Source organism: Bacillus sp. L_1B0_5, from assembly GCF_000836715.1.
Lineage (GTDB): Bacteria > Bacillota > Bacilli > Bacillales > Bacillaceae_G > Bacillus_A > Bacillus_A thuringiensis_S.
The window spans coordinates 69,744-92,875 of sequence record NZ_JXIS01000099.1; the positions used below are offsets into that span (position 1 = coordinate 69,744).

Genomic DNA, 23,132 nt, shown 5'->3' on the forward strand with positions numbered 1-23,132 from the left:
TTAAAGTCATTACATCTCTTCCATACATGAAAAATCCTCATGTTCACTAATATTATATTTGAATAATTATTCATTTACCCCACCAGTGGTGTTATGTTTTCTCGACAAAAAAACTCGCTCTAAAAAGAGCGAGTTTTTTCATGATATATTATTGACCTTTGTACATTGCATCTACTTGTTTTTGAAGTTCTTCATTTTCTAAGTACTCATCGTAAGTTGCCTCTTTATCGATTACACCGTTTGGTGTTACTTCGATAATGCGGTTTGCAATTGTTTGTACGAACTGATGGTCATGAGATGTGAATAACATTGTACCTTTGAAAGCAATTAAACCGTTGTTTAATGCAGTGATAGACTCAAGGTCTAAGTGGTTCGTTGGATCGTCAAGTGTGATTACGTTCGCACCACTTAACATCATTTTAGATAACATACAACGAACTTTTTCGCCTCCAGATAATACAGAAACGTTCTTCTTAACTTCTTCACCTGAGAATAACATACGGCCTAAGAAACCACGTAAGAAGCTTTCTGACTCATCTTGTGGAGAGAATTGGCGTAACCAATCAACTAAGTTATAGTCACTGTTCTCAAAGTATTTAGAGTTATCTCTTGGGAAGTAAGATTGAGATGTTGTAACACCCCATTTGAATGAACCGCTATCTGGCTCCATTTCACCCATAAGGATTTTAAATAATGTTGTCATCGCGATATCGTTACGACCGATAAATGCAACTTTATCACCTTTATTTAAAGTGAAGTACACATTATCTAACACTTTTTCGCCATCAATTGTTTTAGAAAGGCCTTCAACAGTTAATAAGTCATTTCCTATTTCACGCTCAGGTGTGAAGCCAACGAATGGGTAACGACGTGATGATGGTCTAATATCATCTAATGTAATTTTATCTAATAATTTTTTACGAGAAGTTGCTTGTTTCGCTTTAGATGCGTTTGAGCTAAAGCGTGCAATGAAGTTTTGTAACTCTTTTACTTTCTCTTCTTTTTTCTTATTAGCATCTTGTGTTAATTTTAAAGCTAATTGGCTTGACTCATACCAGAAGTCATAGTTACCAACATAAAGTTGAATTTTACCGAAATCAAGATCAGCCATGTGCGTACATACTTTATTTAAGAAGTGACGGTCATGGGATACAACGATTACTGTATTTTCAAAGTTCATTAAGAAGTTTTCTAACCATTGAATCGCTTTTAAGTCCAAGTGGTTGGTAGGCTCATCTAGTAATAGAATATCAGGTTTACCGAATAATGCTTGAGCAAGTAATACTTTTACTTTCTCTGCACCAGTCAATTCTGATAATTTTTTGTCATGAAGATCTTCACCAATACCAAGACCTTTTAGAAGGATTGCAGCTTCTGACTCAGCTTCCCAACCGTTAAGCTCAGCGAACTCACCTTCAAGTTCTGCAGCACGCATTCCATCTTCATCACTAAAGTCTTCTTTCATGTAAATAGCATTTTTCTCTTGCATTACTTTGTAAAGTTGCGTGTGACCCATAATTACTGTTTCTAATACTGGGAACTCTTCATATTCGAAGTGGTTCTGTTTTAATACTGCTAGACGCTCACCTGGCGTAATATGTATGTCACCTGTTGATGGTTCAATTTCTCCAGATAAAATCTTTAGAAATGTTGATTTACCAGCACCGTTTGCTCCGATTAAACCGTAGCAGTTACCTGGCGTGAATTTTATGTTAACATCTTCAAATAATTTGCGATCCGCGAAACGCAAACTAACGTTACTTACTGTAATCATTTGTGTCCTCCTACTAATACCGCTTATTTCAGCGTTTTCTCACTGATTGTCTTAAAAAATCGCATATTACGACTCAATTATTGTAGACTATAGCTATTATATAGTAGAAGCTGGATGAATAGCAACGGTTGATTACCTTTCTATAATGAAATCGGATAGTTTTTATCCATTCCCCTAGCTATTGTATGTATATCATCGACCTCTTTCTCATATAACCATTCACTTCTCATTCTGTAATACATTAGATTCATTTTTCATTCGAAATTTTATATATAGAAAAACTGTAGAGAAATCATCCCCTACAGTCTTCACTTATTTCGTATTTATTATCTTTTCTTTATAACTCTTCAATCTACTCGTTAATCCCATTAAAGCAGGTAACAATATCGGCATCACGATTAAAGCTAATAGTAATAGTGCAACGCCAACAACTGATGCTACTTGTATAAGTGTTAATACACCTGAAGGGATTAATGCTGCAAATGTCCCTACTAAAATTAGCGCCGCTGATAATACAACTCCTCCTATATGACGAGATGCAGTTACAATTTTCGTTACCGAATCCCCTTCTATCTCGTTATAGCGCATCATTACGAAAATACTATAATCCACTCCTAAAGCGACAATCATAATGAAGCTAAAGAATGGAACATTCCAGCTTAATGACTCTACATGTAATACATGTGCACTAATTTGTTCGCTTATACCAAGCGATGCAAAGTACGCTAATAGTAATGAGCCAATAATAAATATTGTATTTAATAATGAACGTGTAATTACAATTAATACAATCGCAATTCCAATTAACATAATCGTAGCTGTACGTAAGAAATCTTGCCCTGTTACTTCTTTTAAATCAACGTTTCTAGCTGTTGTTCCGCCAATTGCTGTTTTCGCATCATGTAATTCCGTTCCCTTTACAGTGCCCTCGATTGTTTTATTGATTTCTTGAATAATCGGCATTGCTTCTTTTGAATACGGATTTACATCTAAAATGATGGTCATTTTAGCAATCTTTCTATCTTGTGACATGTACGTGTTCAATGCTTTTTGGAAATCGTCTCCCTCTAACACTTCTTTTGGAATATAAAACTTCTCAGAGCTTTTCGATTCATTGAGCTCCCCTAAATATTTCTGCGCGTCATGCAGGCCATTGCTTACTTTTCCAAGCCCTTCTGTACTTTTAGATAAACCAGATTGTAATTGCCCCATCTTTTCCTGCAGGTCTTTAAGGCCCGTTAAAAGTTGCCCTTGCCCATCGTTTATTTTCGTTAATCCAGATTGTAACTCAGCTGATTTATTCGCAATTTGTTTTGAACCTGCAGAACCTTCATTTAATCCATTTTTAAGATCCGCTGCCCCCTTTTGTAACTTATTAATTCCATTGTTCATTTCTTTTAAGCCGTTATCCACTTTCAGTAACGATTGATTCGCTTCTTTAAATGAACTCATCGCTGCTTTATGCTGCGTTGCTAATTGATTTAATTCTTTTGAAAGTATATTTAATTGTTTTTGAGCTTCTTTAGCAATTCCTATCGTTTGTTGTATGTTTGAATCATTCGCTAGTTCTGGTTTCGTTTGAACGAAATTGGTCATTAACATTTCAATTTGTTCATATCCCTTTTTCGCACCATCAATTGCTTGAGAAATACTTCCGAAGTATTGATCGTAAGAGCTTAAACCTTTTTCTAACTGTGCATAACCAGCATGCAGCTGCGACGTTGCATTAGATAGAACATTTATATTTTCGTTTACTGAAGCTAAGCCACTCTCAATTTGCTGTGCTCCTTGTGCACCGTCGTTTATGCCATTTGATAATTGATGTAAAGCTGTTCCTAATGCTGATACCCCGTTTTTCGCCTCGTTCGTTCCATCAATTAATTTTTGAACATTCGCAAGACTATTTGAATCATTACTTCCCATTTTATTTTTCGCATCCGTTAATCCATCATTAATTTCCTTTATGCCACCATCGGCATCTCCTAATCCTGTATTCAATTCTCCCGCTTGCTTATTTAAATATAATTCTTTTATCTTCTCACCAGTTGGACGTGTCGGTGCATATACTTCTGATACACCTTTAACTTTCGAAATTTTATCAGTTAATTCGTCTAAAATTTGTAGAGAAGTTCCTTCATCCAGCTTTTTATCAGATTGAATGACTAATGTACTCGGTGAAGAGAAACCAGGCGGAAAATGATCCTCTATTACGTTAATACCCATCTTTGATTCATACTTATTATCTACTTCAAATAAATCATTGTAATTTAGTGTATTAGAGTATTTTAATATGAAAGGAATCGATATTAAAAATACGATGATTAAAGCGATAAATGGCCTTGCTACTGAGTTTTTCGCAAAGAATCCCCATAAGCGACTATCCTCATGACCTTTAAATGTTTTAACTGGATAAAACATTCCTTTTCCTAAAAGCACCATAAAAAATGGATTTAAAGTCGTTAATACGAGTAGTAATACTAAAACACCAATTGCTACCGCTGAAGTAGATTGATATAATTTAAAACTCGCTAACGCAAGTGATGCAAAACCAATTAGCACCGCTATACCGCTATATAATACGGTTTTACCTGCCGATTTAAATGTTTCTTTCGTGGCCAAAAATGCATTTTCTTGTTTACTTAATTCTTCTTTAAACCTCGTATATAATAAAATGTTATAATCTGTTCCTACTCCAAAGAGGACGACGACTACGAACACTTGTGTAAAGTTTGAAAATGGGAAATTAAATTGATCTACAAGCTGAGCAATAATCCCCATTGAAACTAAATACGACACACCGACTGTAAGAAGAGAAACAATCGGAACAACTGGTGAACGGAATACGAGGATTAATACTACAAGAATGAAAATGATTGAAATAACTTCTGTCTTTTTCACTCCCTCTTGAGAGGATTTAAGAAAATCACCCGCTATTAAGTCACTTCCTGTTAAATACGTTTTTACCCCTTTCGTTTGCACCTTTTCATGAAGATTATTTGAAACCTTTGATATTTCACCATGTTTTTTATCTATCGATATTTGCGTTAAAATAGTCGTATTATCTTTAGAAACTAATTGTTTCTCCAAGTCTTTATTATCTAAATGCGAAACAACTTCCTTAATTCCTAATTGCTCTTTTTCATTTTGCAGGGCGTTGATCGTTTTTGTTATTTCCTTCTTTTGTTCATCTGTTAAAGCTGCCTTATTGCCACTATTAAAAACGGCTATAATTTCATACTTTTCAACCCCTTCTTTATCCATCTCTTTAATCATCTTGTCAGCAATGCTGCTTTGTTCTGTATTAGGGATTGTAATTTTCCCTTTTTCCTTCACTAATTTATCCATATTAGGCATCGTTACAACCATTGTAATAGTAATAACTATCCATAATAGAAAAGATAAACTTCTCCAACTTTTTAACTTGCTCATTTAAATCATCTCCCATTATGAAATTTACACGCGGAATGAATATTCATTCCTATTCTTTTGAAAATCCTTTTGGAATGAACGTTCATTCCTATCATTCTATTAAATTATTCATTAACTTTATTAAACTAGGTAATGCGGAATGAATATTCATTCCTTTAGTTGTAAAGATTTATCATCTCCTGTTATTCTTTTTCATACTTTTCTCGGAATGAATGTTCATTCCTGTCCTTATAAGGCTATAGAATCAAATGATTCTAATAGCATTCCAACAACTTTCTTCCAATTCCTTTACTAATTCATCTGTATATTCTAACTGCCCTGTTTCCATTACTTTAATTAATTTTTCAATTGGTTGATATACAATAATAATTAAAGCAATTGGTGGTAATGGACGAAGCAAACCTTTTTCGATTCCATCTTCAATCAAGTTCATGAAGAAACCCATGAAGTCCTCGAATATTTCATTGCTATGTTCATCTAGAAAATAACTATCACAGTGAGAATTTGTAAAAAGAAAAGCATCTGCATTTTGTCTCGCAAATTCAAATAAACGGTTGTATGTATGGCTAAACTGTTCACGAATACTTGCATCGACCGGGAAATCATTTTTTATTAATTCCGATAGTTGTAAAACACTTTTCGTAAATAAAGAATTAACAAGCGCTTCTTTATTTTCAAAATAACGATAGATCGTACCTGCGCCTACTTTTGCTTTTTCGGCAATCATCGGAATTGTTGTACCATCATAACCTCGTTCTGCAAAAAGTTGTATTGCAGCGTCAAAAATATCCTCTTGTTTGTTTTTAGCCATTTTTCCACCTCAATTTTCAGGAATGAAAATTCATTCCGTTTTTAATTATAAATTACATGAGTTAAAAGTCAAGTGCGTGACAAAGTATAACTGTGCTTTTTTATCCTCTATTTGTGAATGAAATTATATGAGCGACTTTCTGGATATATTGGCGCTACTTAAAATTATACCAGCGATTTTCTTGATATATCGGCGCTACTCTAATTATATCAGCGATTCTCATGATATATCGACTTACCGACAAAAATTCACAATATAAGAGGAAGCTATCCCGAAATTTCACTTAGGATAGCCCACCTTCATACATGCAAATTAAAAGAAATCATAAATAAATGGCTTACGCACTGGTACTAAATTCTCAAATGACCGTATTGCCTCGTCACTTCCACTAATTAATTCAAGTTCATTTAGTTCTAATGGACGTTTATATCCAAGCATTATTGCTGATAGTGCAGTTATATCCAGTTTAATTCCTTTTTCCGTTGTTTCTTCTACAATTGTTATTTCATGATTTGCAAGTCTCACTGCTACGTTATTCCACGGAGCAAATGCGTCTGTAATGTGTAGGATCACTTCTTGCTGTACATTGTTCCAATTCAACTCATATTGTTTTAAGAACTGCTCTACATCTACAATTCTTCCCATAAAATATGGTTTTATTTCTGTCTTCACGCGTGGCTCTTGCAATGAATATAACAACGGTTCGTTTTCACTTACTGTCATTTCAAGTTCTTTAATCATAGAATCATGCTGGCAAATAAAGTTCCACAGACCATTTCGTGCTTCATTATGTAGTGGTACAAATTCTTCTACTGTCATTTTATAGTTTTCTATTTTGTATAACATGTAACCTGCTGCCCTTTTATTTTCATCATAGTAAATCGCTAATGTTAAATCATCATAAACCGCTTGTAACCACCAGTTCTTCTCTCGAACTAGCATACCTGAAAAACGTTCTGCAAATACTTCATAGAGCTTTTCGACCTCTTCTGGATGATTTTCTTTATTAAAACGTTTCACAGTTCCATTTACTTGTTTTTTCATCACTAAATCGCTCTTAATCATATGACATGTGACTAAATTCGCACAAAGTTCCCAGCCGTATTTACGGTAAAATGAAACCGCAAATGGATGTAACATAGAGACTGTATAGCCATCTTTTTTCATCGTTTGAAGTGAATGTTGAAGTAGCTCTTTTACATACCCACTTCTTCTATACTCAGGATACGTCGCTACCCCTGCAACGCCACCCATTTTAAATTTTTCTTTACCTATGTAAATATGAAACGGAATAAGATGTAGTTTTGCTGCTAAGTCTTCCCCTTCCATAATGCCGTATATTTCATGACTTTCCTTCATCTTTGTAAGTTGCTGCTGTAATCGTTCCTCATCTACTTTATATTGAAAAGCGTATTCTGATAAACGTAATGCTTCTCTGAACTTATCTTCTTTTAATTGTATGACATTCATATAATTCTCCTCCATTCCCTGTTTGAATTGTATCATAATTCTTACTTTTGTAGTTCGGTAAGTGAAATTACAAAGACGTTTTAACAAAAAAAGCAGATACATCACGTATCTGCTTTCCATCCTTATTATTTAGCTAACTTTTGAAGTTCATCAAAGAATGTAGGATATGATACACCTACGGCTTCTGCATCTTCAATAATTGTTTTTCCTTCTGCCAGGCAGCCAGCAATCGCAAGCATCATTCCGATGCGATGATCACCATAACTATTTACTGTATTGCCTTTTAGAGCTGATTTTCCGTAAATGATCATGCCGTCATCAGTTGCTTCTATTCGAGCTCCTAGTTTCGTTAACTCAGCAACGACTGTATCAATACGATTTGTTTCTTTTACTTTTAATTCGTGTGCATCTTTAATTACTGTAATTCCTTCCGCTTGCGTTGCCGCTAATGCGATTACAGGAATCTCATCGATTAATCTAGGGATAATATCTCCGCCAATTTCAATTCCTTTTAATGAAGATGTTTCAATTGTAATATTTGCAGCTGGTTCTGATGCCCCTTCGTTAATTAGATCTACAGTGAACGTAGCACCCATTTTCTCTAAAACATCAATAATACCTGTACGAGTTGGATTCATTCCTACATTTTGTAATACTAGTTTACTATTTGGGATGATTGCACCTGCTACTAAGAAAAATGCTGCTGATGATACGTCACCTGGCACTTGAATGTCTGTTGCTGTTAATTTTTGTCCACCTGATAGCTTCACTGTTTTCCCTTCGCGAGTTACTTTAACACCAAATGCTTCAAGCATTCTTTCCGTATGGTCGCGTGAAATATGTGGTTCTGTAACAGCTGTTACACCTTCTGCACGAAGACCTGCAAGTAAAATAGCTGACTTTACTTGTGCACTTGCAACAGGAGAAATATATTCAATTGCTTTTAAATCTCCGCCACGTATTGTTAGCGGTGTAAATGTTCCTTCTTCTCTGCCGTCAATGTTTGCACCCATTTGTTTTAATGGGGTTGTTACACGCTTCATCGGTCTTTTTGCGATAGACTCATCACCTTGTACGCAAGAGAAAAATGGTGTGTTAGCTAATATACCTGACATTAATCGAATTGTTGTACCAGAATTACCAACATCTAATACAGCTTTCGGTTCTTGTAAACCTTCTAATCCTTTACCAACTACAGTAACTTCATCACCGTTTTGCGTAATTTCTACTCCCATTTCTTTAAAACATGAAATCGTACTTAAACAGTCTGCACCGGGCAAGAAACCTTTAATTGTTGTTTTCCCTTCTGCAATCGAACCGAACATAACAGCACGGTGTGAAATGGATTTATCACCTGGGATTGTAATATTGCCATTCAATCCGTTATTAACAGGTTGTATTGTTCTTTCTTTCACGTTTTTCACCTTCTCATTTAAATTGTTTCATAAGTTTGGTATTCTTCTTCTCCAAGCGCTAGCTTTGCTTTCATACGATCTTCTTCCCTTTGGAAACTAATACGTAATACCCCAAGCAGTCCTTCACGCGCTTCTAATATTTGCAAGTTCGTAATACTAATTTCCTCGCGCGCTAAAATACTCGTAATATGAGCCAATGCCCCCACCTTATCTAATACATCAACGTATAAGTCGTGATAGGCAGGAATTGCACCACTCTTTCTTACTGGTAAAGAATCACGGTATTCTTTCGCATCTGCAAAATAGTTTTGAATCTCGCCTGCATCTCCGGTAGAAACTGTCTTATATAAACCTTCCATTTCAGAGATCCACTCTTTTAATAATACCATTAAATGCTCTCGATTTTGCTTTACAATATCACTCCACATTTTCGGACTACTAGATGCGATACGTGTAATGTCTTTGAAACCTCCAGCAGCTAGTTGATGAATGAGCGGATTATCTCCTGCATGTTTCTCAACTTGCTTTACTAAACCTGCTGCGATAAGATGCGGGAAATGACTAACAATCCCTGTTACATAATCATGTTCTTCTGTATTTAAAACAAGAAAATGAGATCCTGTTCCTTTTAACCATACTTTAAGGTCTTCCACTTGTTCATTTAGTACATGATTCATCGGTGTTAAAATGTAAAATGCATTTTCAAATAAATGCGCCTTTGCGCTTTCAACTCCCGTTTTATGAGAACCCGCCATCGGATGTCCCCCAATGAAAGAAACTTCCTTTGAAAATAAAGCTTCCGCTTCACTCATAATAGACCCTTTTGTACTACCAACATCAGTCACTATAACATCTTCTTGTAAACGGAATGACGCAAGTTTGTGTAATAGCTTCTTCGTTTCTTCAACTGGAGAAGCAAAAATAATTAAATGTGCCTCTTCACATGCATGTTGTAAATCAACTGCTACTTCATCTACTACGTGTAATTCTTTTGCACGCTCTACTTGCTCTTGAAATATATCGTAACCTGTTATCGTTACATCGTGCTCTTTCTTAATTGCTAAGGCGAGAGAACCTCCTATTAAACCTGTTCCAATTAATACTACCTTTTTACGCATTTGCCTCATCTCGAGACTTACTTTTTTTATTTTCAAAGTGTTGTTTTAACACTGAAATCACTCCTTCATTTTGCTCCCTTGTTCCAACTGTAATACGGACACCATTTGGGAATGGACGAATAATAAACCCTGCATGTGCACAAGCTTCATAAATCTCTCCAGCATTATCTACCGGTAAGAAGATGAAATTAGTTTGTGACGAATAAAATGGTATTTCGTTTTCCTTACAGAAACTCTCGTATTGCTGTAATCCTTCTGTATTCACGCGAACTATTTCTTCAATAAACTCGTCATCACCAAAAGCAATCGTAGCTGCTTTTTGCGCTAATGAAGATACGTTAAATGGTAAACGTACGACATTTAATTTCTCAATTAGCTCTTCCTGTCCGATCGCATATCCAACGCGGAAAGAAGCTAATCCGTATGCTTTAGAAAACGTTCTAAGTACAAGAATGTTTTTATGTTTTTCTAAAAGCGGTAATGTCTCAGGGAAATCTTTTGCTGTTACGTATTCATAGTACGCTTCATCAATGACAATTAACGTATTTTCACTAATGCCTTCAATAAATTGAGTTAATTTTTGCTCATTCACATATGTGCCCGTCGGGTTGTTCGGATTACAAATCCATACGATTTTCGTATTATTATTTACCACTGACGAAATTTCGTCTAAATCGTATACACCGTTATTTAAAGGAATTTCTTTCACTTCACAGCCTTCAATAATTGCATGATGACGGTACTGCGGGAATGTTGCACCAGCCGTTACGATATTATCTCCTGCTTTAAGTACTGCACGGCTTATCATTTGAATGACTTCATCTAAACCACTACCACAAAGTACTTGTTCTAATTGCACATGCAACTTATCCGCGATTGTTTGACGGAGCGTTGTAGCACCTCCGTCAGGATATAAAGCATGTTCCAACCAAGATTTTTGCAACTCTTCTAAAACTCTCGGTGAACAACCGAATGGATTTTCATTCGATGCTAATTTCACAAACGAATGATCTCCGTACACTTCTTTCATTTGTTCTGGTGATTTACCTGGTTTATATGGTTGTAATGATGATAGTTGATCTTTTACTTGCACGTTAAACCCACCTTTTTATTAAAATTCTTTTGCGTAGTTATTATGTTGCATAATGTTTTGTTTTAATAATTCCATACGATCTTTTCCAAATTGTTCGACTAGTGCATCTGCAAGTTCCCATGCTACAACAGATTCAGCTACTACACCCGCTGCTGGTACTGCGCAACTATCAGATCTTTCAATACTCGCTTGGAATGCTTCCTTCGTATCAATATCAACGCTTGCTAACGGTTTGTATAATGTAGGAATTGGCTTCATAACGCCTCTTACGACAATTGGCATACCTGTTGTCATACCGCCTTCTAAACCGCCGGCATTATTCGTTTTTCTCGTGTATCCTTTTTCTTCATCCCACAGAATTTCATCATGCACTTTACTTCCTGGTTGTCTTGCCGCTTCAAAACCTACGCCAATTTCAGCACCTTTAAATGCATTTATACTCATAATTGCACCAGCAAGTTTTGCATCTAATTTACGATCGTAATGAACGTAACTACCAACGCCAATTGGCATACCTTCTGCAATGACTTCCACAATACCACCGATTGAATCTCCGCTACTTTTTGCGTTGTCAATCGCATCCATCATTTCTTGCTCTACTTCTTTATCTAAACATCGAACTGGTGAGTTTTCAGTTATCGTTTGAATTTCTTCAATCAGTAAGTTTGAAATATGTTTTGCTTTTACTCCACCAATTTCAAGAACATGTCCTGCAATTTTTACGCCTAATTCGCTTAAAATTTGTTTTGCAACTGCACCAGCAGCTACACGAACTGTCGTTTCTCTTGCAGATGAGCGCTCTAATACGTTTCTTATATCACGATGGCCATATTTAATTGCTCCATTTAAATCCGCATGTCCTGGACGTGGTTTTGTAATTGTACGTTTCATGTCTTTACTTTCTTTTTCCGAAATTGGCTCTGCACCCATTACTTTCGTCCAATGTTTGAAATCATCGTTTTTTACAATTAACGTAATCGGTGATCCGAGTGTCATCCCGTGACGAACACCACTTACAATTTCAACTGTATCTGTTTCAATTTGCATGCGTCTTCCGCGTCCATGACCTTTTTGTCTTCTTAATAATTCTTTATTAATATGTTCCGCCGTAAGTGTCAAACCTGCTGGTACACCTTCTAAAATAACTGTTAACTGCGGTCCATGTGATTCTCCAGCTGTAATGTATCTCATTTCTCTTACCCCTTTACTATTTTTTTGTACAAAAAAGTCCCTACTGAGCGCTCAGTAGGGACGATGTTTATCGCGGTACCACCCTAGTTGTAGACAACTGTCGTCTACCTCTCTTCTTCTTTAACGATCGTTTGACCGTCTTCCCCTCCATAAGTTGTCGGGAAAGATGCTCCAAGGCTGTAATTCATGCTTACCTTTGTACTGATTTACACCAGCCATCAGCTCTCTTTAACAGTGAGATAAGCACTACTGTTTCCTCTTCAACGCATATATGATATGGAATTAAGATAATTTATTTTTGAAACCTTTTAACTCATCCATGAATCTATGGAATTCTGGAATGTCCATTTGTTGTGCAGAATCTGACAATGCAACTGCTGGATCTGGATGAACTTCAGCCATTACTGCATCTGCGCCAATTGCAAGTGCCGCTTTCGCTGTTGGTAATAATAAATCTCTGCGTCCAGTTGAATGTGTTACATCAACGATAACTGGTAAATGTGTTTCTTTCTTTAAAATTGGTACTGCAGAAATGTCTAATGTGTTACGTGTTGCTCTTTCGTATGTGCGGATACCACGCTCACAAAGAATAATTTGATCGTTACCTTGCGCAATGATGTATTCCGCTGCATTAATGAACTCATCAATTGTTGCTGCTAATCCACGTTTTAATAATACTGGTTTGTTAACTTTACCTACAGCTCGTAATAAATCGAAGTTTTGCATGTTACGTGCGCCAACTTGAATTACATCAACGTAGTCTAATGCCATTTCAACATCGTTCGGATTTAAAATTTCACTAATAATTGCTAAGTCGAACTCGTCTGCTACTTGGCGTAAAATTTGTAGTCCTTCTACTCCTAAACCTTGGAAATCGTATGGAGATGTTCTCGGTTTGAATGCACCACCGCGCATTAATTTTAAGCCTTGGTCTTTCATCGCTTGCCCTACTTGACGAACTTGCTCTAAGCTTTCTACTGCACAAGGTCCCATGATGAACGTTTGTGTTCCGTTTCCAATCAATTCACCTTTTACATCAACGATTGTATTTTCTTGTTTCTTTTTACGTGATACTAGTAACGCTTTACGGTTATCATCTTCTTGTAACTCTAAGCTTGCTTTGAAAATCGTTTTGAAAATATGTTGAACTGTTGATGTTTCGAATGGTCCTTCGTTATGCTCTGCGATCATATCAAGTACTTCACGCTCACGTACTGGATCAAAGCGTTTCGTACCTTGTACTTGCTTTTGTTCTCCAATTTTTTGAACGATTTCACCACGTTTGTTTAAAAGGTGTAATAGTTGTAAGTTAATTTCATCTACCTGTTTACGTAATTGATCTAATTCATGATTTGCCATTTGGAAATCCTCCTCTAATGTTTTAAAAGTATAGTAAGAGAATAAAAGATTCTCTATTTTCTGAACTGGTTAATTATACAAATTTATAGTGGAATCGATACCTCTTCTTATTTTAAACTAATAATTCGTACAAAGACATGAACTACTAGTTAAAAAGCCACTTTTTTGTACAAAAAAGCCCTACTGATCCAATCAGTAGGGACGATATTTATCGCGGTACCACCCTAGTTGTAGACTTCTTTCGTCTACCTCTCTTCATTGTTAACGATCATCTGACCGTCTTTCCCTTCATAAAGACAATACTATCTTTACTACGAAAAAGATGCTCCAGGACTGTAATTCGCTCTTGTTTTTGTACTGGTTCGCACCAACCACCAGCTCTCTGTTACAGGGAAACAACAACTACTGCTTTTCCTTTCAATGCATGACTATTTTATTTTCAAGTTGGACCACTAAAATACAAAAAGTCCCTACTGAATAAATCAGTAGGGACGATATTTATCGCGGTACCACCCTAGTTGTAGACTAACTTTCTGTCTACCTCTCTTCACTGTTAACGATCAATTGACCGCTTTTTCCTCATAAAGACAAACTATCTTTATTACGAAAAAGATGCTCCAAGACTGTAATTCATGATTATCCCTGTACTGGTTCACACCAACCACCAGCTCTCTGTTACAGTAAGACTAACCACTACTGTGATCTCTTCATTGCACTTTGTTTATTCAAATGTTTTTGAAATTGAATAAGTATGATTCGTATTATAGAACGCTTTTCAAAACACTGTCAACAACTTTTTATATATTTTTTAAAATTCCACTTTCGTCCTATAATTCTTCTTGTAAATCACCCATTACAATTCCTATGCGAATTATTTCATTTTCTAGTAAATGTAAAACATATTCCTCTACTCCATACTGAACTAATAATTCTTTTATTTTTATGATTTCTTTTTCAAATAAAACGGCTTCTTGACATGTTTGTAGTAAAATAAAAAACACATTTGCAAACATTTCTTTATGCGCTTTCATACTTTCTTTCTTATGAAGCATTTCAATCAATAACTGCTTCATTTCCTCACCTGTACATTTACCATTTACACTTGAAAATGCACGAGACATAATACATAATCCTTTTTCTAATATTTCATCCATGTATAAAATAATACGTAAAAGCATTACATATTCTCTCGCTGTTATCTCACCCATTTTTGGTCGTTCTCGCAAAAATACACTGAGCCAAGCTGTCCAAAATTTTTGTTGTTCTTTTACACTTAATGTTTTGACGTAATAGCATAAAAACTGCATAAATTTAATTTTATTTTCTTCATTTTCTAATACGAGTAAAGGGTATAACCAATCTGTTTTTTGCTCCCAATATAGTACACATTTAATAAATACAAAGCTAAGCCACTTCAAGAAAGCTTCCCTCGTATGCGGATGTAATACTTCCAAATGTTCTATCGCATACTTAATAAAACGCTTCATTTCTGTAAATAAAGGTAAATTTATTTGAGTGTAACATAAGCCCGCCCATGCATATTCCGTAATTTCATTTTGTTTTTTTAAATCTAAGTATGGTAGCAAATATTTCCGGCACCATTGTTTTTCAATATGGTATAGAAATGTAATATCTGCTATTAAACGAGCAAACATAAAGTTTGTTCGTTCCGAATTAACTCTTACTTGTTCTTCAAATAAAAATAAATATTCATATACATTACGATCGTATAAATGATCATATGATAACAACTTTAATAATACAGCCGTCATTTTTCCAACAGGATGCTGAATTGATTCATTGTAAAAATCTTGTTTTCCAAGCTTAAAATCCGTATCACTCTTCATAACTTGAGGAAACACTGAAAAAGCAAAGCGTTTTACAACACGTATACTATTCTCTTCTAACTCTTCTAGTCGATTACTAATTTCATATAGAAAACTACTAATTAACCAATGAAAAGCAGTATTTCTAACAAATTTCTGCAATAGCGGAATAATTTTTTGGATTTGATCATTTGTCAATCCTCGGTTATTTCGCCATTCTCTAATACAAACAAACCATACTTCATTACTTATTTCTTGCACTCCTACTAATTGATATGCGAATGAAATACTCCACTCTGTATTCAATTTACATGCTTTTGATAACATCTCTAAAAAATGGCGTTGTTCAAAAACACCATCTTGCGAAAATTGCCGAACTTGCTTCATAATTTCAAAATCTTTCAGCTGCAATAATCCGTCAGCTGTTACATTACAAGTAATGCTTTGCGCTGTATCCTCTTTCTTTTGTACACTGTATTGTTCAGAATGAAAATGAGGATGCTTTTGCTTCATTAACTCATACCCATTTGCCGTAGATGGACTATTTGAATCACACTTGAATAATAAGTCTAATATCAGACATGCATCAAATACTCTCTCTTCTGTAAGACGCTTTATTACAGTTCGAGTGACTTCTTCTTTTGTTTTTTCCAAACAATTTGCATAATGACTTTTTAAAAGTTGGAAAACTTCGTGTTTATAAGTGAAATCTAAAAGAAGTCCTTCATGTAACAACCATTTCATTTTGTCATCTACACGAACAAAAATATTTTTATTCATCGCATCAATTGCAATTCGCTTTTGAAGTACACTATTCGCTTCTATCATTTCTGTAATATAATAATCCGCTTTTTTCTCATTGTTTTCACATAAATAAGTTAGACACTCTTTTACAATTTGTATTAAAAATGCAAGATCATTTTGATGAAACTCTTTTTCTACATCTTCCGTATTTCTTTTTTTCAGTGCCGTTTGTCTTAACGACAACATTCTCAATTTTTCTAATCCGATCATCATAATTGGAACAGCATAATAGGCGATATATGGCCTCATCTTTTCGTTCCAAATTTGCTCCACATGAGAAAATGTTGATACTGGTAAGCGACTCGATTCCTCGAGTTCTATTGCTTCTTGCGTATCATTTCCCCATTTTCTTACACGTTTCAACTTCAATTTTCCGTCTAAAATAAACGTTAGTAACAATAACGCAATTTCCTTATGCTCAGGAAAAGAACATTTTTGCAGTAACTTTGAAATTTTTTCTATAGAGCTACTATCTTTTTCAGCAGTTTCTAATAAAAGGAGTGTCCACCTGGCAAACAACAATGGGTCCATCTTACTCTTCGTTTCGTTTAAGTAGTTACAAATTGTTCTCCATAATAACGGTGATATTTTAGAATAGTTTTTATAAATTAATTGAAATAATTCTTTCTGATGACTAAAAAGAAATTGTTCCACTAACCATTCTGCAAGTAATTCATCTACTTCATTATAGTTTGGCGTAAGCATAAACAAATTTTGTAATTTACCTTCTGCTTCTAACCATTCGATCCATTCATAATCATGAGCAAATTCCACAAAGTAACGAACTGTTTCAATTTTTTTAATTGATTGCTTTATGTATGATAATTGTTCCTGTTCTACTGACGGGGGAACCGTTACAATATCCCGAATACGCATTCTTTTCGTAATATAATTATCACCCATTAATTCCGCCCAGCGTTTTACCGCTTTTACGAGGGATTTATGATTATTCACTTTATTCGGATACACAATTGGTCTTATCCCCAAATGTTCCCAGTGGTACGTATTTTCTCCTTGTGCGACAAAAGCAAATCGCCTTGTACTTGGTGGTAAACCAGTTGCTAAATATTTCATTACTGGGTCATTATGACTATATCCAACGAATAAAACGGTGTAATTTGAGAATAGATCGACTAAAAATCTTCTCGCCCACCCTTCCGTTAAGTAAGCCCTTCCAAAATCACCGTCTGTTAAAATTAAAGCCTCTTTCTCCTGTTCTACATTACCATGTATATAAGCAAGACCTTTAAAAGCTCTCCCCGTCGGTAAAGCTGGAGCGTAATAAACATTGATATCTCTATTTATTTCTTTAATTGCAGTTGTAAAATGTTGATCAAAATTTGTTGTTACAATGCGGATATCTGTATCTAACGGAAATAACCTTGGAATTGCATAATGTAATGGATTCGGTTTTGATTTCTCTATATGAACAAGATCTCTTGCGACTTGATGTACATCTTTTGTTTTCGCAATTTTACCAAGATAATAATCATGTGGTTCTGTTATTTCACGTTTTTCGACATATAACGTTTTTGCAATTTCATCAACTAAATCATCAAAATTCGGTAAGTTTGATTTCCCTTTCATAGAAACTCCCGCTCCAACAAATAACACTAACTTTCCTTGCTCAATGTGATCAATTAACTCATCTGGAATTTCTACTTCTGAAGTAATCCACATCCTGGATTCCCCCTTACCTAAAAATGTCATACACTCTCATTTTACTATAACATTTTTTCGTTATTTTTATAATATTTAGACTAAATTCCGAACATGAAAAAGTTTTATGTAAATAAATCCGTTACAATGTATGAACTCCAGAATTTATTGCAAAACTATGTATAAATCGGAGGTGTAAATTTTGAATGATTTCACAGTAGTGCTTATCAAGTTTATATCGTGCATTATCGCATTTAGCATTGGGCTTGCTTTATTTTTCCCTGCAACGTTTGTTCAAATTATTTCATTCAGTCTCTTTGTTACAATCGTATCCTACATGTTCGTTGATAAAATTATTTTAAATCGAATTGGCAATACTGGTGCCATTATGTCGGATTTCTTATTAACATATTTAAGCGTATGGATTTTCGGTAATATTTTATTAGACAACTATATGCAAATTGCATGGGGCAGTATCCTTTCTGCCATCGTCTTCACTTTATCTGAAGTAATCGTTCATCGCTTCTCTAACTCTCATACAAGGCACAACAATGATAACATTCGTATTAATCGCCGCTTTGCATATGGTACGGAGTTTGCTGAAGAACAAAATATATTGGATAAAGACAAGAAAAAGTAACATTTTAATGCAGGAGCACCCTTTTTAATTATGTGGTGCTCCTTTTTTATATATTTTCATTATGGTACGTGAAATTATATAAACGATTATTTCAAAATATCGACTTACCAACAATATTTGACGCTATTTTTCTAATAAAAAAACTGCCTCTTATTTAGAGGCAGCCACTTTCAAGTCTTTTAATGCAACAACATCCGCAAACGCTCCCAATACTGCGTTATGATGTTTCACAATATCTTCAGCACGTAACACTTCTGCATCAAATGTACTATGCGCATCACTAACTAACGTTACTTTATATCCTTCACTACATGCTCTGCGCGTTGTCGTATCTACACAATACTCTGTTTGCATTCCCGAAAGAATAACGTGTTCAATTCCTTTCTCTTGTAACACTTCGCTTAAGTTTGTCTTATGGAATGAATCTGGCGTCGTCTTTTCAACAATATCATCCCCTTCTTGCGGAGCGATTGTTGCATGGATTCGCCATCCATCCGTACCTTTTTCTAACGGATGGTCTTTAGGACCGTTATGTTGGACATAAATAACTGGAATATCATTTGAACGACATTCCCCAATAAGCTCTTGCAATGTTTGTAAAAATTTTTCCCCATTATGTACTGGCATTCCAGCTGTATACATACCCGCTTGTACATCAATTACGATTAATGCTTTTTTCATTTCCCACAGCTCCCTTCGTTTATATAAGCCATTTCATATTCATTATAATTGTTTATATTCCATCATCCAACAATCTTCTAGTTTCCCCTCATGCAGCTCATGTTCCTTTAAAATCTTTACTTTTTTAAATCCGCATTTTTCATAACACTTTATCGCTCGTTCATTATTTACTTTCGGATCCATTGCGATTGCTTCTGCTCCCATTTCACCCATAATGTATGTAATTGTTGCCTGAACGAGTTTTTGTCCAATTCCTTTTCCCCAATAGGCTGGTTCACCGATAAATTGATCCATTCCCCATACATTTTGTGATTCTTTATAGCCATATATCGCTTTCCACTCTGAATCAACTGGGTACATTTGTATGTAACCAATCGGAACGGTATCAAATTCTATTAAACATCTTTTTTCATTATTGTTTGGATTATGCATAAAATGATCAAGCACCTTTTCTACAGATTGCGGATTATCTCGTCCTTCGTAATACTGCAGGACTTCTGGGTCCGTTAACCATTTAGAAATGATAGATACATCATCTTCCATTACGTATCTAATCCATAACCCTTCTTTTTGAAATAGCATATTATACCTCTATTATTCTTTTATATTTTTTCTTGATATTATATCTTTCATTGCACCTACTAATGCATATGGTAGTAATGTTATCGTAAAAAATGCTGTAAATACGTTAAATTGCGGGATTGTATAGAGTGTGAACCATTCTGTGAAAAATTGAGAATTTAATATTCTATTAAAAAACTCTCCGCCTGGTCTAAAGTTTGGTGCCCACGCAGTTATTTCACACAAAATAAAGTGAAACTTTAATCAGTGGGGGTTTTGTTCATCCCCCACTGATTATTAGTTGAAACAATCGGGCTTTTACGGGCAGTTAATCCCCTACCTAACTTCTTCGCTTTCGCTGAATTTTGAGGTGGGGGTCTTACTGCCCGTTAATGCGGGATAAACAGTAACTGAACAATAAAAAATGCCCCTAGATAACGAAACCAAGTCCGTTTCCATATAGGTTGTGCATTTTTTAATATGTCCCCCATCTAATCCCCTCCTTAAATATCCATCATATTAATTATACACTTTCCTCACTATATTTGTTAAAATTTTCTATATAGTTAATACCGTTGGGGGAATACATTATGTCTAAACCTATACTTACATCCACTTTAATCATTCTTAGAGGAAACTCCGCAAGTGGTAAAACAACGATCGCAAAGCAACTACAAGAACATTTCGGACAAGGTACACTTTTAGTCTCTCAAGACGTCGTGCGTAGAGATATGTTAAGAGTACACGACACGATGGGGAACTTATCTCATGATCTACTATTTGAAATTACGAAGTACGGAAAAGGAAAATGTGAATTTGTTATTTTAGAAGGTATATTGAATAGTCGTAGGTATGGTGAGATGTTAAAAGAATTAATTCGTTATTTTGATGAAAATGCATTTACATATTACTTTGATTTATCATTAGAGGAAACTATTAGACGACATAACACAAGGGACAAACGACATGAATTTGGTGAAGATTTCCTACAAAAATGGTATAATCCGCACGATACAATTGAGGTTGCCAGAGAAACTATTTTTACAGATAACTTTACGCAAAAAGATATATTTGATGTGATTCTTAATGATGTTGCGATACAAAAACAAGACTAACATAATATGTTAGTCTTGTTATGTACTTTGTGTTTCCGTTTTTATAATTGAACAATCTTGACATAAATAAAAATAAATATTCATTTCCCCAAACTGGAAATCAACTACTGAAATAAGTCCGCGTTCCTCGATATCTTGTGTAATTGTAGCAACATACTTCATCTCTTTAGAACAAGTTGGACACGCCAAATCCTCTGGAAGATCATCATATAATGGTGCCCCTAATAATCTACATACATATTCAGAACCGAACAAGTCAAAAGCTTCCCAGTAACTATCTTCATCTGTAGGTATATCTTCATTTTTCATATTTATAAGCTTTACCGTTGTTTTTGGTAATGAAACTGGTAACTTATCTTCCTCTTCCATTATCCATTCTTCTGTATTTTGCTGCTGTAAGATTTGAACTGTTTTACCTCCATCACTTAACTGAAAATATTGCGGTTCCCACACCATCGCGCAGTTCAAGCATGAAACGAATGGTAAAATATTTAGTTCATTACTTTTAAGTTCAGCAATTCTCTCATCTTTTAAATCAAAACAGAGAATTTGGTGCATCTTCTCACCGCATAACTTACATACTGGCAAATTGCAATCTTGACCGCCAAAGTAGTGATTATATGAATCTTTTCCTTCAATTACTCTATACCCTTTCAATTTATTACAATGTGCACCATATAATTCTGTTGTCATATTCTATCCTCGCTTTTATAAAAGTGATCTACAAAATGATAATAATTAACACTAAAAAGCATCGTCTTCCTGAATAGTTTCCATAATAAATTTTTTTAAACTCGGAGATATTTCTTCCATTTCGTCATCCTCGTGATACCAAATATATATTTCATCATCCATTTTTCCATTATTTATTTTAAAGCACAATTTATCCCCTGAACCATCGTCACCAATTATGATAAGGTTTTCTGGCATAGACTCATCTCTCATGTCAATGTTTTGTCTAACTATATCATCCCAAGTTTTCGTTACATTTCTATTATCTTTAATCGGATATAGCATCCATACCCCTATTTCAGCATTATTAACTAATTTAATAAGATCCCTATATTGATTTGGGAAAGCAGCACCTAACTTTTCTTCCGTTTCTTTTATTTGCAACTCCAATACACCTTGTTTCTTTGTTTCAATATATTCTCTTACTTCTTTCATGAAATACACCTATCCTTTGAACTTAATTACACTATTATGAGTGAACGTGTTTAGTAAACGATTTGATCCGATTTATATATTTCATTATACGTTAACCCTTCGTTTTCAACATACTATTCTTCTCTACTTCTCAATAACCTTCTGTTCTACTTCCTTACCTCATTCTTAATAGTTTTTCTAAACATGAGACAATTTTTATGTTTTATTACAGGTTTATTAATAAGTCATTTAAAAATCCTATTATACTTCCACTAAAAAAATAAAAGCCAGCCTCAATAAAGAGAACTGACTTCTATTTGGATCATTATAGTTACTATAAAATTTTTACTTTAACAGTTTTTCTTCCCCAATTCATAGCTTTACTTTTTGACCCCATTAATACATCAATACGATTACCTTTAATTGCGCTTCCAGTATCACCAGCGATAGCTTCTCCATAACCTTCTACCCATACTTTAGATCCTAATGGGATTACTTTCGGATCAACTGCGATAATTCTCATATTCGGATTTGCCGTTAAATCATGCCCCATCGCAGTTAAAACGCGTCCACCATATGTACCATTTTCACTTGGATCAGCAGTATACGCTGTCGCTACTACCGTTAATTCACGTTTAGCAGACTGTATGTTGTTTTTTGATACTTCTTTCGCTCTTTCTTCTTCTTTAGCTTTTGCTATTTCTCTTGCTCTTTCTTCTTCCTTAGCTTTTGCTATTTCTCTTGCTTTCTCTTCTTCTTTAGCTTTTGCTATTTCTCTTGCTCTCTCTTCTTCTTTAGCTTTCGCTATTTCTCTTGCTTTCTCTTCTTCTTTAGCTTTCGCTATTTCTCTTGCTTTCTCTTCTTCTTTAGCTTTTGCTATTTCTCTTGCTTTCTCTTCTTCTTTAGCTTTTGCTATTTCTCTTGCTCTCTCTTCTTCTTTAGCTTTTGCTATTTCTTGCGCTCTCTCTTCTTCTTTAGCTTTTGCTATTTCTTGCACTTTTTCTTCTTCTTTAACTTTTGCCTCTTCTTTAGGCTTTACT

17 protein-coding genes, 2 pseudogenes and 3 other annotated features are annotated in these 23,132 nt (G+C 34.9%); of the genes and pseudogenes, 2 read left to right on the top strand and 17 right to left on the bottom strand.

Annotated elements, in window-relative coordinates; genetic code table 11:
* Positions 1–148: 148 nt before the first annotated feature.
* The 10 genes from RT27_RS25925 to RT27_RS25970 form a co-directional block, all read right to left on the bottom strand.
* The gene (locus RT27_RS25925; protein ID WP_000633860.1) at positions 149–1,774 is read right to left on the bottom strand and encodes an ATP-binding cassette domain-containing protein; all 1,626 of its coding nucleotides are present in this window, start codon (positions 1,772–1,774) and stop codon (positions 149–151) included.
* Between the two features lie 312 nt (positions 1,775–2,086).
* Positions 2,087–5,203 carry an MMPL family transporter gene (locus RT27_RS25930; protein WP_043938063.1) on the bottom strand — a complete coding sequence of 1,039 codons (3,117 nt, stop codon included), beginning with the start codon at positions 5,201–5,203 and terminating at the stop codon, positions 2,087–2,089.
* A gap of 244 nt (positions 5,204–5,447) precedes the next feature.
* Positions 5,448–6,014, bottom strand: coding sequence for a TetR/AcrR family transcriptional regulator (locus RT27_RS25935; RefSeq protein ID WP_043938066.1), 567 nt, complete (start codon positions 6,012–6,014; stop codon positions 5,448–5,450).
* A 312-nt stretch (positions 6,015–6,326) separates the two neighbouring features.
* Entirely contained in the window at positions 6,327–7,484 is a 1,158-nt protein-coding gene (locus RT27_RS25940; RefSeq protein ID WP_043938067.1) for a GNAT family N-acetyltransferase, read from the bottom strand.
* 125 nt (positions 7,485–7,609) lie between these two features.
* Positions 7,610–8,899, bottom strand: a complete 1,290-nt coding sequence (gene aroA / locus RT27_RS25945; protein ID WP_043938069.1) for a 3-phosphoshikimate 1-carboxyvinyltransferase — start codon at positions 8,897–8,899, stop codon at positions 7,610–7,612.
* Positions 8,900–8,916: 17 nt separating this feature from the next.
* Positions 8,917–10,017 carry a prephenate dehydrogenase gene (gene tyrA / locus RT27_RS25950; RefSeq protein ID WP_043938071.1) on the bottom strand — a complete coding sequence of 367 codons (1,101 nt, stop codon included), beginning with the start codon at positions 10,015–10,017 and terminating at the stop codon, positions 8,917–8,919.
* A complete protein-coding gene (hisC, locus tag RT27_RS25955; protein ID WP_043938073.1) occupies positions 10,010–11,110 on the bottom strand; it encodes a histidinol-phosphate transaminase in 1,101 nt (366 codons plus the stop codon). The genes tyrA and hisC overlap by 8 nt, the downstream gene beginning before the upstream one ends.
* An 18-nt stretch (positions 11,111–11,128) precedes the next feature.
* Positions 11,129–12,301 (bottom strand): chorismate synthase, encoded by a 1,173-nt coding sequence (aroC, locus tag RT27_RS25960; protein ID WP_016081175.1) that lies wholly within the window; start codon positions 12,299–12,301, stop codon positions 11,129–11,131.
* 53 nt (positions 12,302–12,354) lie between these two features.
* Positions 12,355–12,574, bottom strand: a binding site (T-box leader).
* A 9-nt stretch (positions 12,575–12,583) separates the two neighbouring features.
* Complete coding sequence (locus tag RT27_RS25965) at positions 12,584–13,660, bottom strand: bifunctional 3-deoxy-7-phosphoheptulonate synthase/chorismate mutase (protein ID WP_001273575.1); 1,077 nt, start codon at positions 13,658–13,660, stop codon at positions 12,584–12,586.
* Between the two features lie 194 nt (positions 13,661–13,854).
* Positions 13,855–14,090, bottom strand: a binding site (T-box leader).
* 54 nt (positions 14,091–14,144) lie between these two features.
* Positions 14,145–14,380 (bottom strand) — a binding site (T-box leader).
* A gap of 107 nt (positions 14,381–14,487) precedes the next feature.
* Positions 14,488–17,970 (bottom strand): DUF4020 domain-containing protein, encoded by a 3,483-nt coding sequence (locus tag RT27_RS25970; protein ID WP_043938075.1) that lies wholly within the window; start codon positions 17,968–17,970, stop codon positions 14,488–14,490.
* Positions 17,971–18,151: 181 nt separating this feature from the next.
* Between RT27_RS25970 and RT27_RS25975 the strand changes: the two genes are divergently transcribed.
* Entirely contained in the window at positions 18,152–18,589 is a 438-nt protein-coding gene (locus RT27_RS25975; protein ID WP_000997702.1) for a YndM family protein, read from the top strand.
* 150 nt (positions 18,590–18,739) lie between these two features.
* On the opposite strand, the gene RT27_RS34915 is transcribed toward RT27_RS25975, so the two are convergent.
* From RT27_RS34915 to RT27_RS35390, 4 genes and pseudogenes are all read right to left on the bottom strand, one after another.
* Entirely contained in the window at positions 18,740–19,270 is a 531-nt protein-coding gene (locus RT27_RS34915) for a cysteine hydrolase family protein (protein ID WP_016081173.1), read from the bottom strand.
* 42 nt (positions 19,271–19,312) lie between these two features.
* Positions 19,313–19,852, bottom strand: coding sequence for a GNAT family N-acetyltransferase (locus tag RT27_RS34920; RefSeq protein WP_043938077.1), 540 nt, complete (start codon positions 19,850–19,852; stop codon positions 19,313–19,315).
* A gap of 12 nt (positions 19,853–19,864) precedes the next feature.
* Positions 19,865–20,083 (bottom strand): annotated as a pseudogene (locus RT27_RS34145) (YfzA family protein); the annotation flags it as partial.
* 146 nt (positions 20,084–20,229) lie between these two features.
* Positions 20,230–20,322: pseudogene (locus RT27_RS35390) on the bottom strand (YfzA family protein); the annotation flags it as partial.
* 99 nt (positions 20,323–20,421) lie between these two features.
* On the opposite strand from RT27_RS35390, the gene RT27_RS25990 reads away from it, so the two are divergent.
* Complete coding sequence (locus RT27_RS25990; RefSeq protein ID WP_016081171.1) at positions 20,422–20,946, top strand: kinase; 525 nt, start codon at positions 20,422–20,424, stop codon at positions 20,944–20,946.
* An 18-nt stretch (positions 20,947–20,964) separates the two neighbouring features.
* On the opposite strand, the gene RT27_RS34930 is transcribed toward RT27_RS25990, so the two are convergent.
* The 3 genes from RT27_RS34930 to RT27_RS26005 form a co-directional block, all read right to left on the bottom strand.
* Positions 20,965–21,639 (bottom strand): hypothetical protein, encoded by a 675-nt coding sequence (locus tag RT27_RS34930; protein ID WP_043938079.1) that lies wholly within the window; start codon positions 21,637–21,639, stop codon positions 20,965–20,967.
* 51 nt (positions 21,640–21,690) lie between these two features.
* The gene (locus tag RT27_RS26000; protein WP_043938081.1) at positions 21,691–22,113 is read right to left on the bottom strand and encodes an SMI1/KNR4 family protein; all 423 of its coding nucleotides are present in this window, start codon (positions 22,111–22,113) and stop codon (positions 21,691–21,693) included.
* Positions 22,114–22,426: 313 nt separating this feature from the next.
* A partial coding sequence (locus RT27_RS26005; protein WP_043938083.1) for a 3D domain-containing protein occupies positions 22,427–23,132 on the bottom strand: 706 nt, incomplete at its 5' end.

Excerpts from the sequence above, each read along its gene's own strand:
- RT27_RS25925 (WP_000633860.1), bottom strand. The coding sequence starts at position 1,774 with ATGATTACAGTAAGTAACGTTAGTTTGCGTTTCGCGGATCGCAAATTA.
- RT27_RS25930 (WP_043938063.1), bottom strand. The coding sequence starts at position 5,203 with ATGAGCAAGTTAAAAAGTTGGAGAAGTTTATCTTTTCTATTATGGATA.
- RT27_RS25935 (WP_043938066.1), bottom strand. The coding sequence starts at position 6,014 with ATGGCTAAAAACAAACAAGAGGATATTTTTGACGCTGCAATACAACTT.
- RT27_RS25940 (WP_043938067.1), bottom strand. The coding sequence starts at position 7,484 with ATGAATGTCATACAATTAAAAGAAGATAAGTTCAGAGAAGCATTACGT.
- tyrA (WP_043938071.1), bottom strand. The coding sequence starts at position 10,017 with ATGCGTAAAAAGGTAGTATTAATTGGAACAGGTTTAATAGGAGGTTCT.
- aroC (WP_016081175.1), bottom strand. The coding sequence starts at position 12,301 with ATGAGATACATTACAGCTGGAGAATCACATGGACCGCAGTTAACAGTT.
- RT27_RS25965 (WP_001273575.1), bottom strand. The coding sequence starts at position 13,660 with ATGGCAAATCATGAATTAGATCAATTACGTAAACAGGTAGATGAAATT.
- RT27_RS25970 (WP_043938075.1), bottom strand. The coding sequence starts at position 17,970 with ATGTGGATTACTTCAGAAGTAGAAATTCCAGATGAGTTAATTGATCAC.
- RT27_RS34915 (WP_016081173.1), bottom strand. The coding sequence starts at position 19,270 with ATGAAAAAAGCATTAATCGTAATTGATGTACAAGCGGGTATGTATACA.
- RT27_RS34920 (WP_043938077.1), bottom strand. The coding sequence starts at position 19,852 with ATGCTATTTCAAAAAGAAGGGTTATGGATTAGATACGTAATGGAAGAT.
- RT27_RS25990 (WP_016081171.1), top strand. The coding sequence starts at position 20,422 with ATGTCTAAACCTATACTTACATCCACTTTAATCATTCTTAGAGGAAAC.
- RT27_RS34930 (WP_043938079.1), bottom strand. The coding sequence starts at position 21,639 with ATGACAACAGAATTATATGGTGCACATTGTAATAAATTGAAAGGGTAT.
- RT27_RS26000 (WP_043938081.1), bottom strand. The coding sequence starts at position 22,113 with ATGAAAGAAGTAAGAGAATATATTGAAACAAAGAAACAAGGTGTATTG.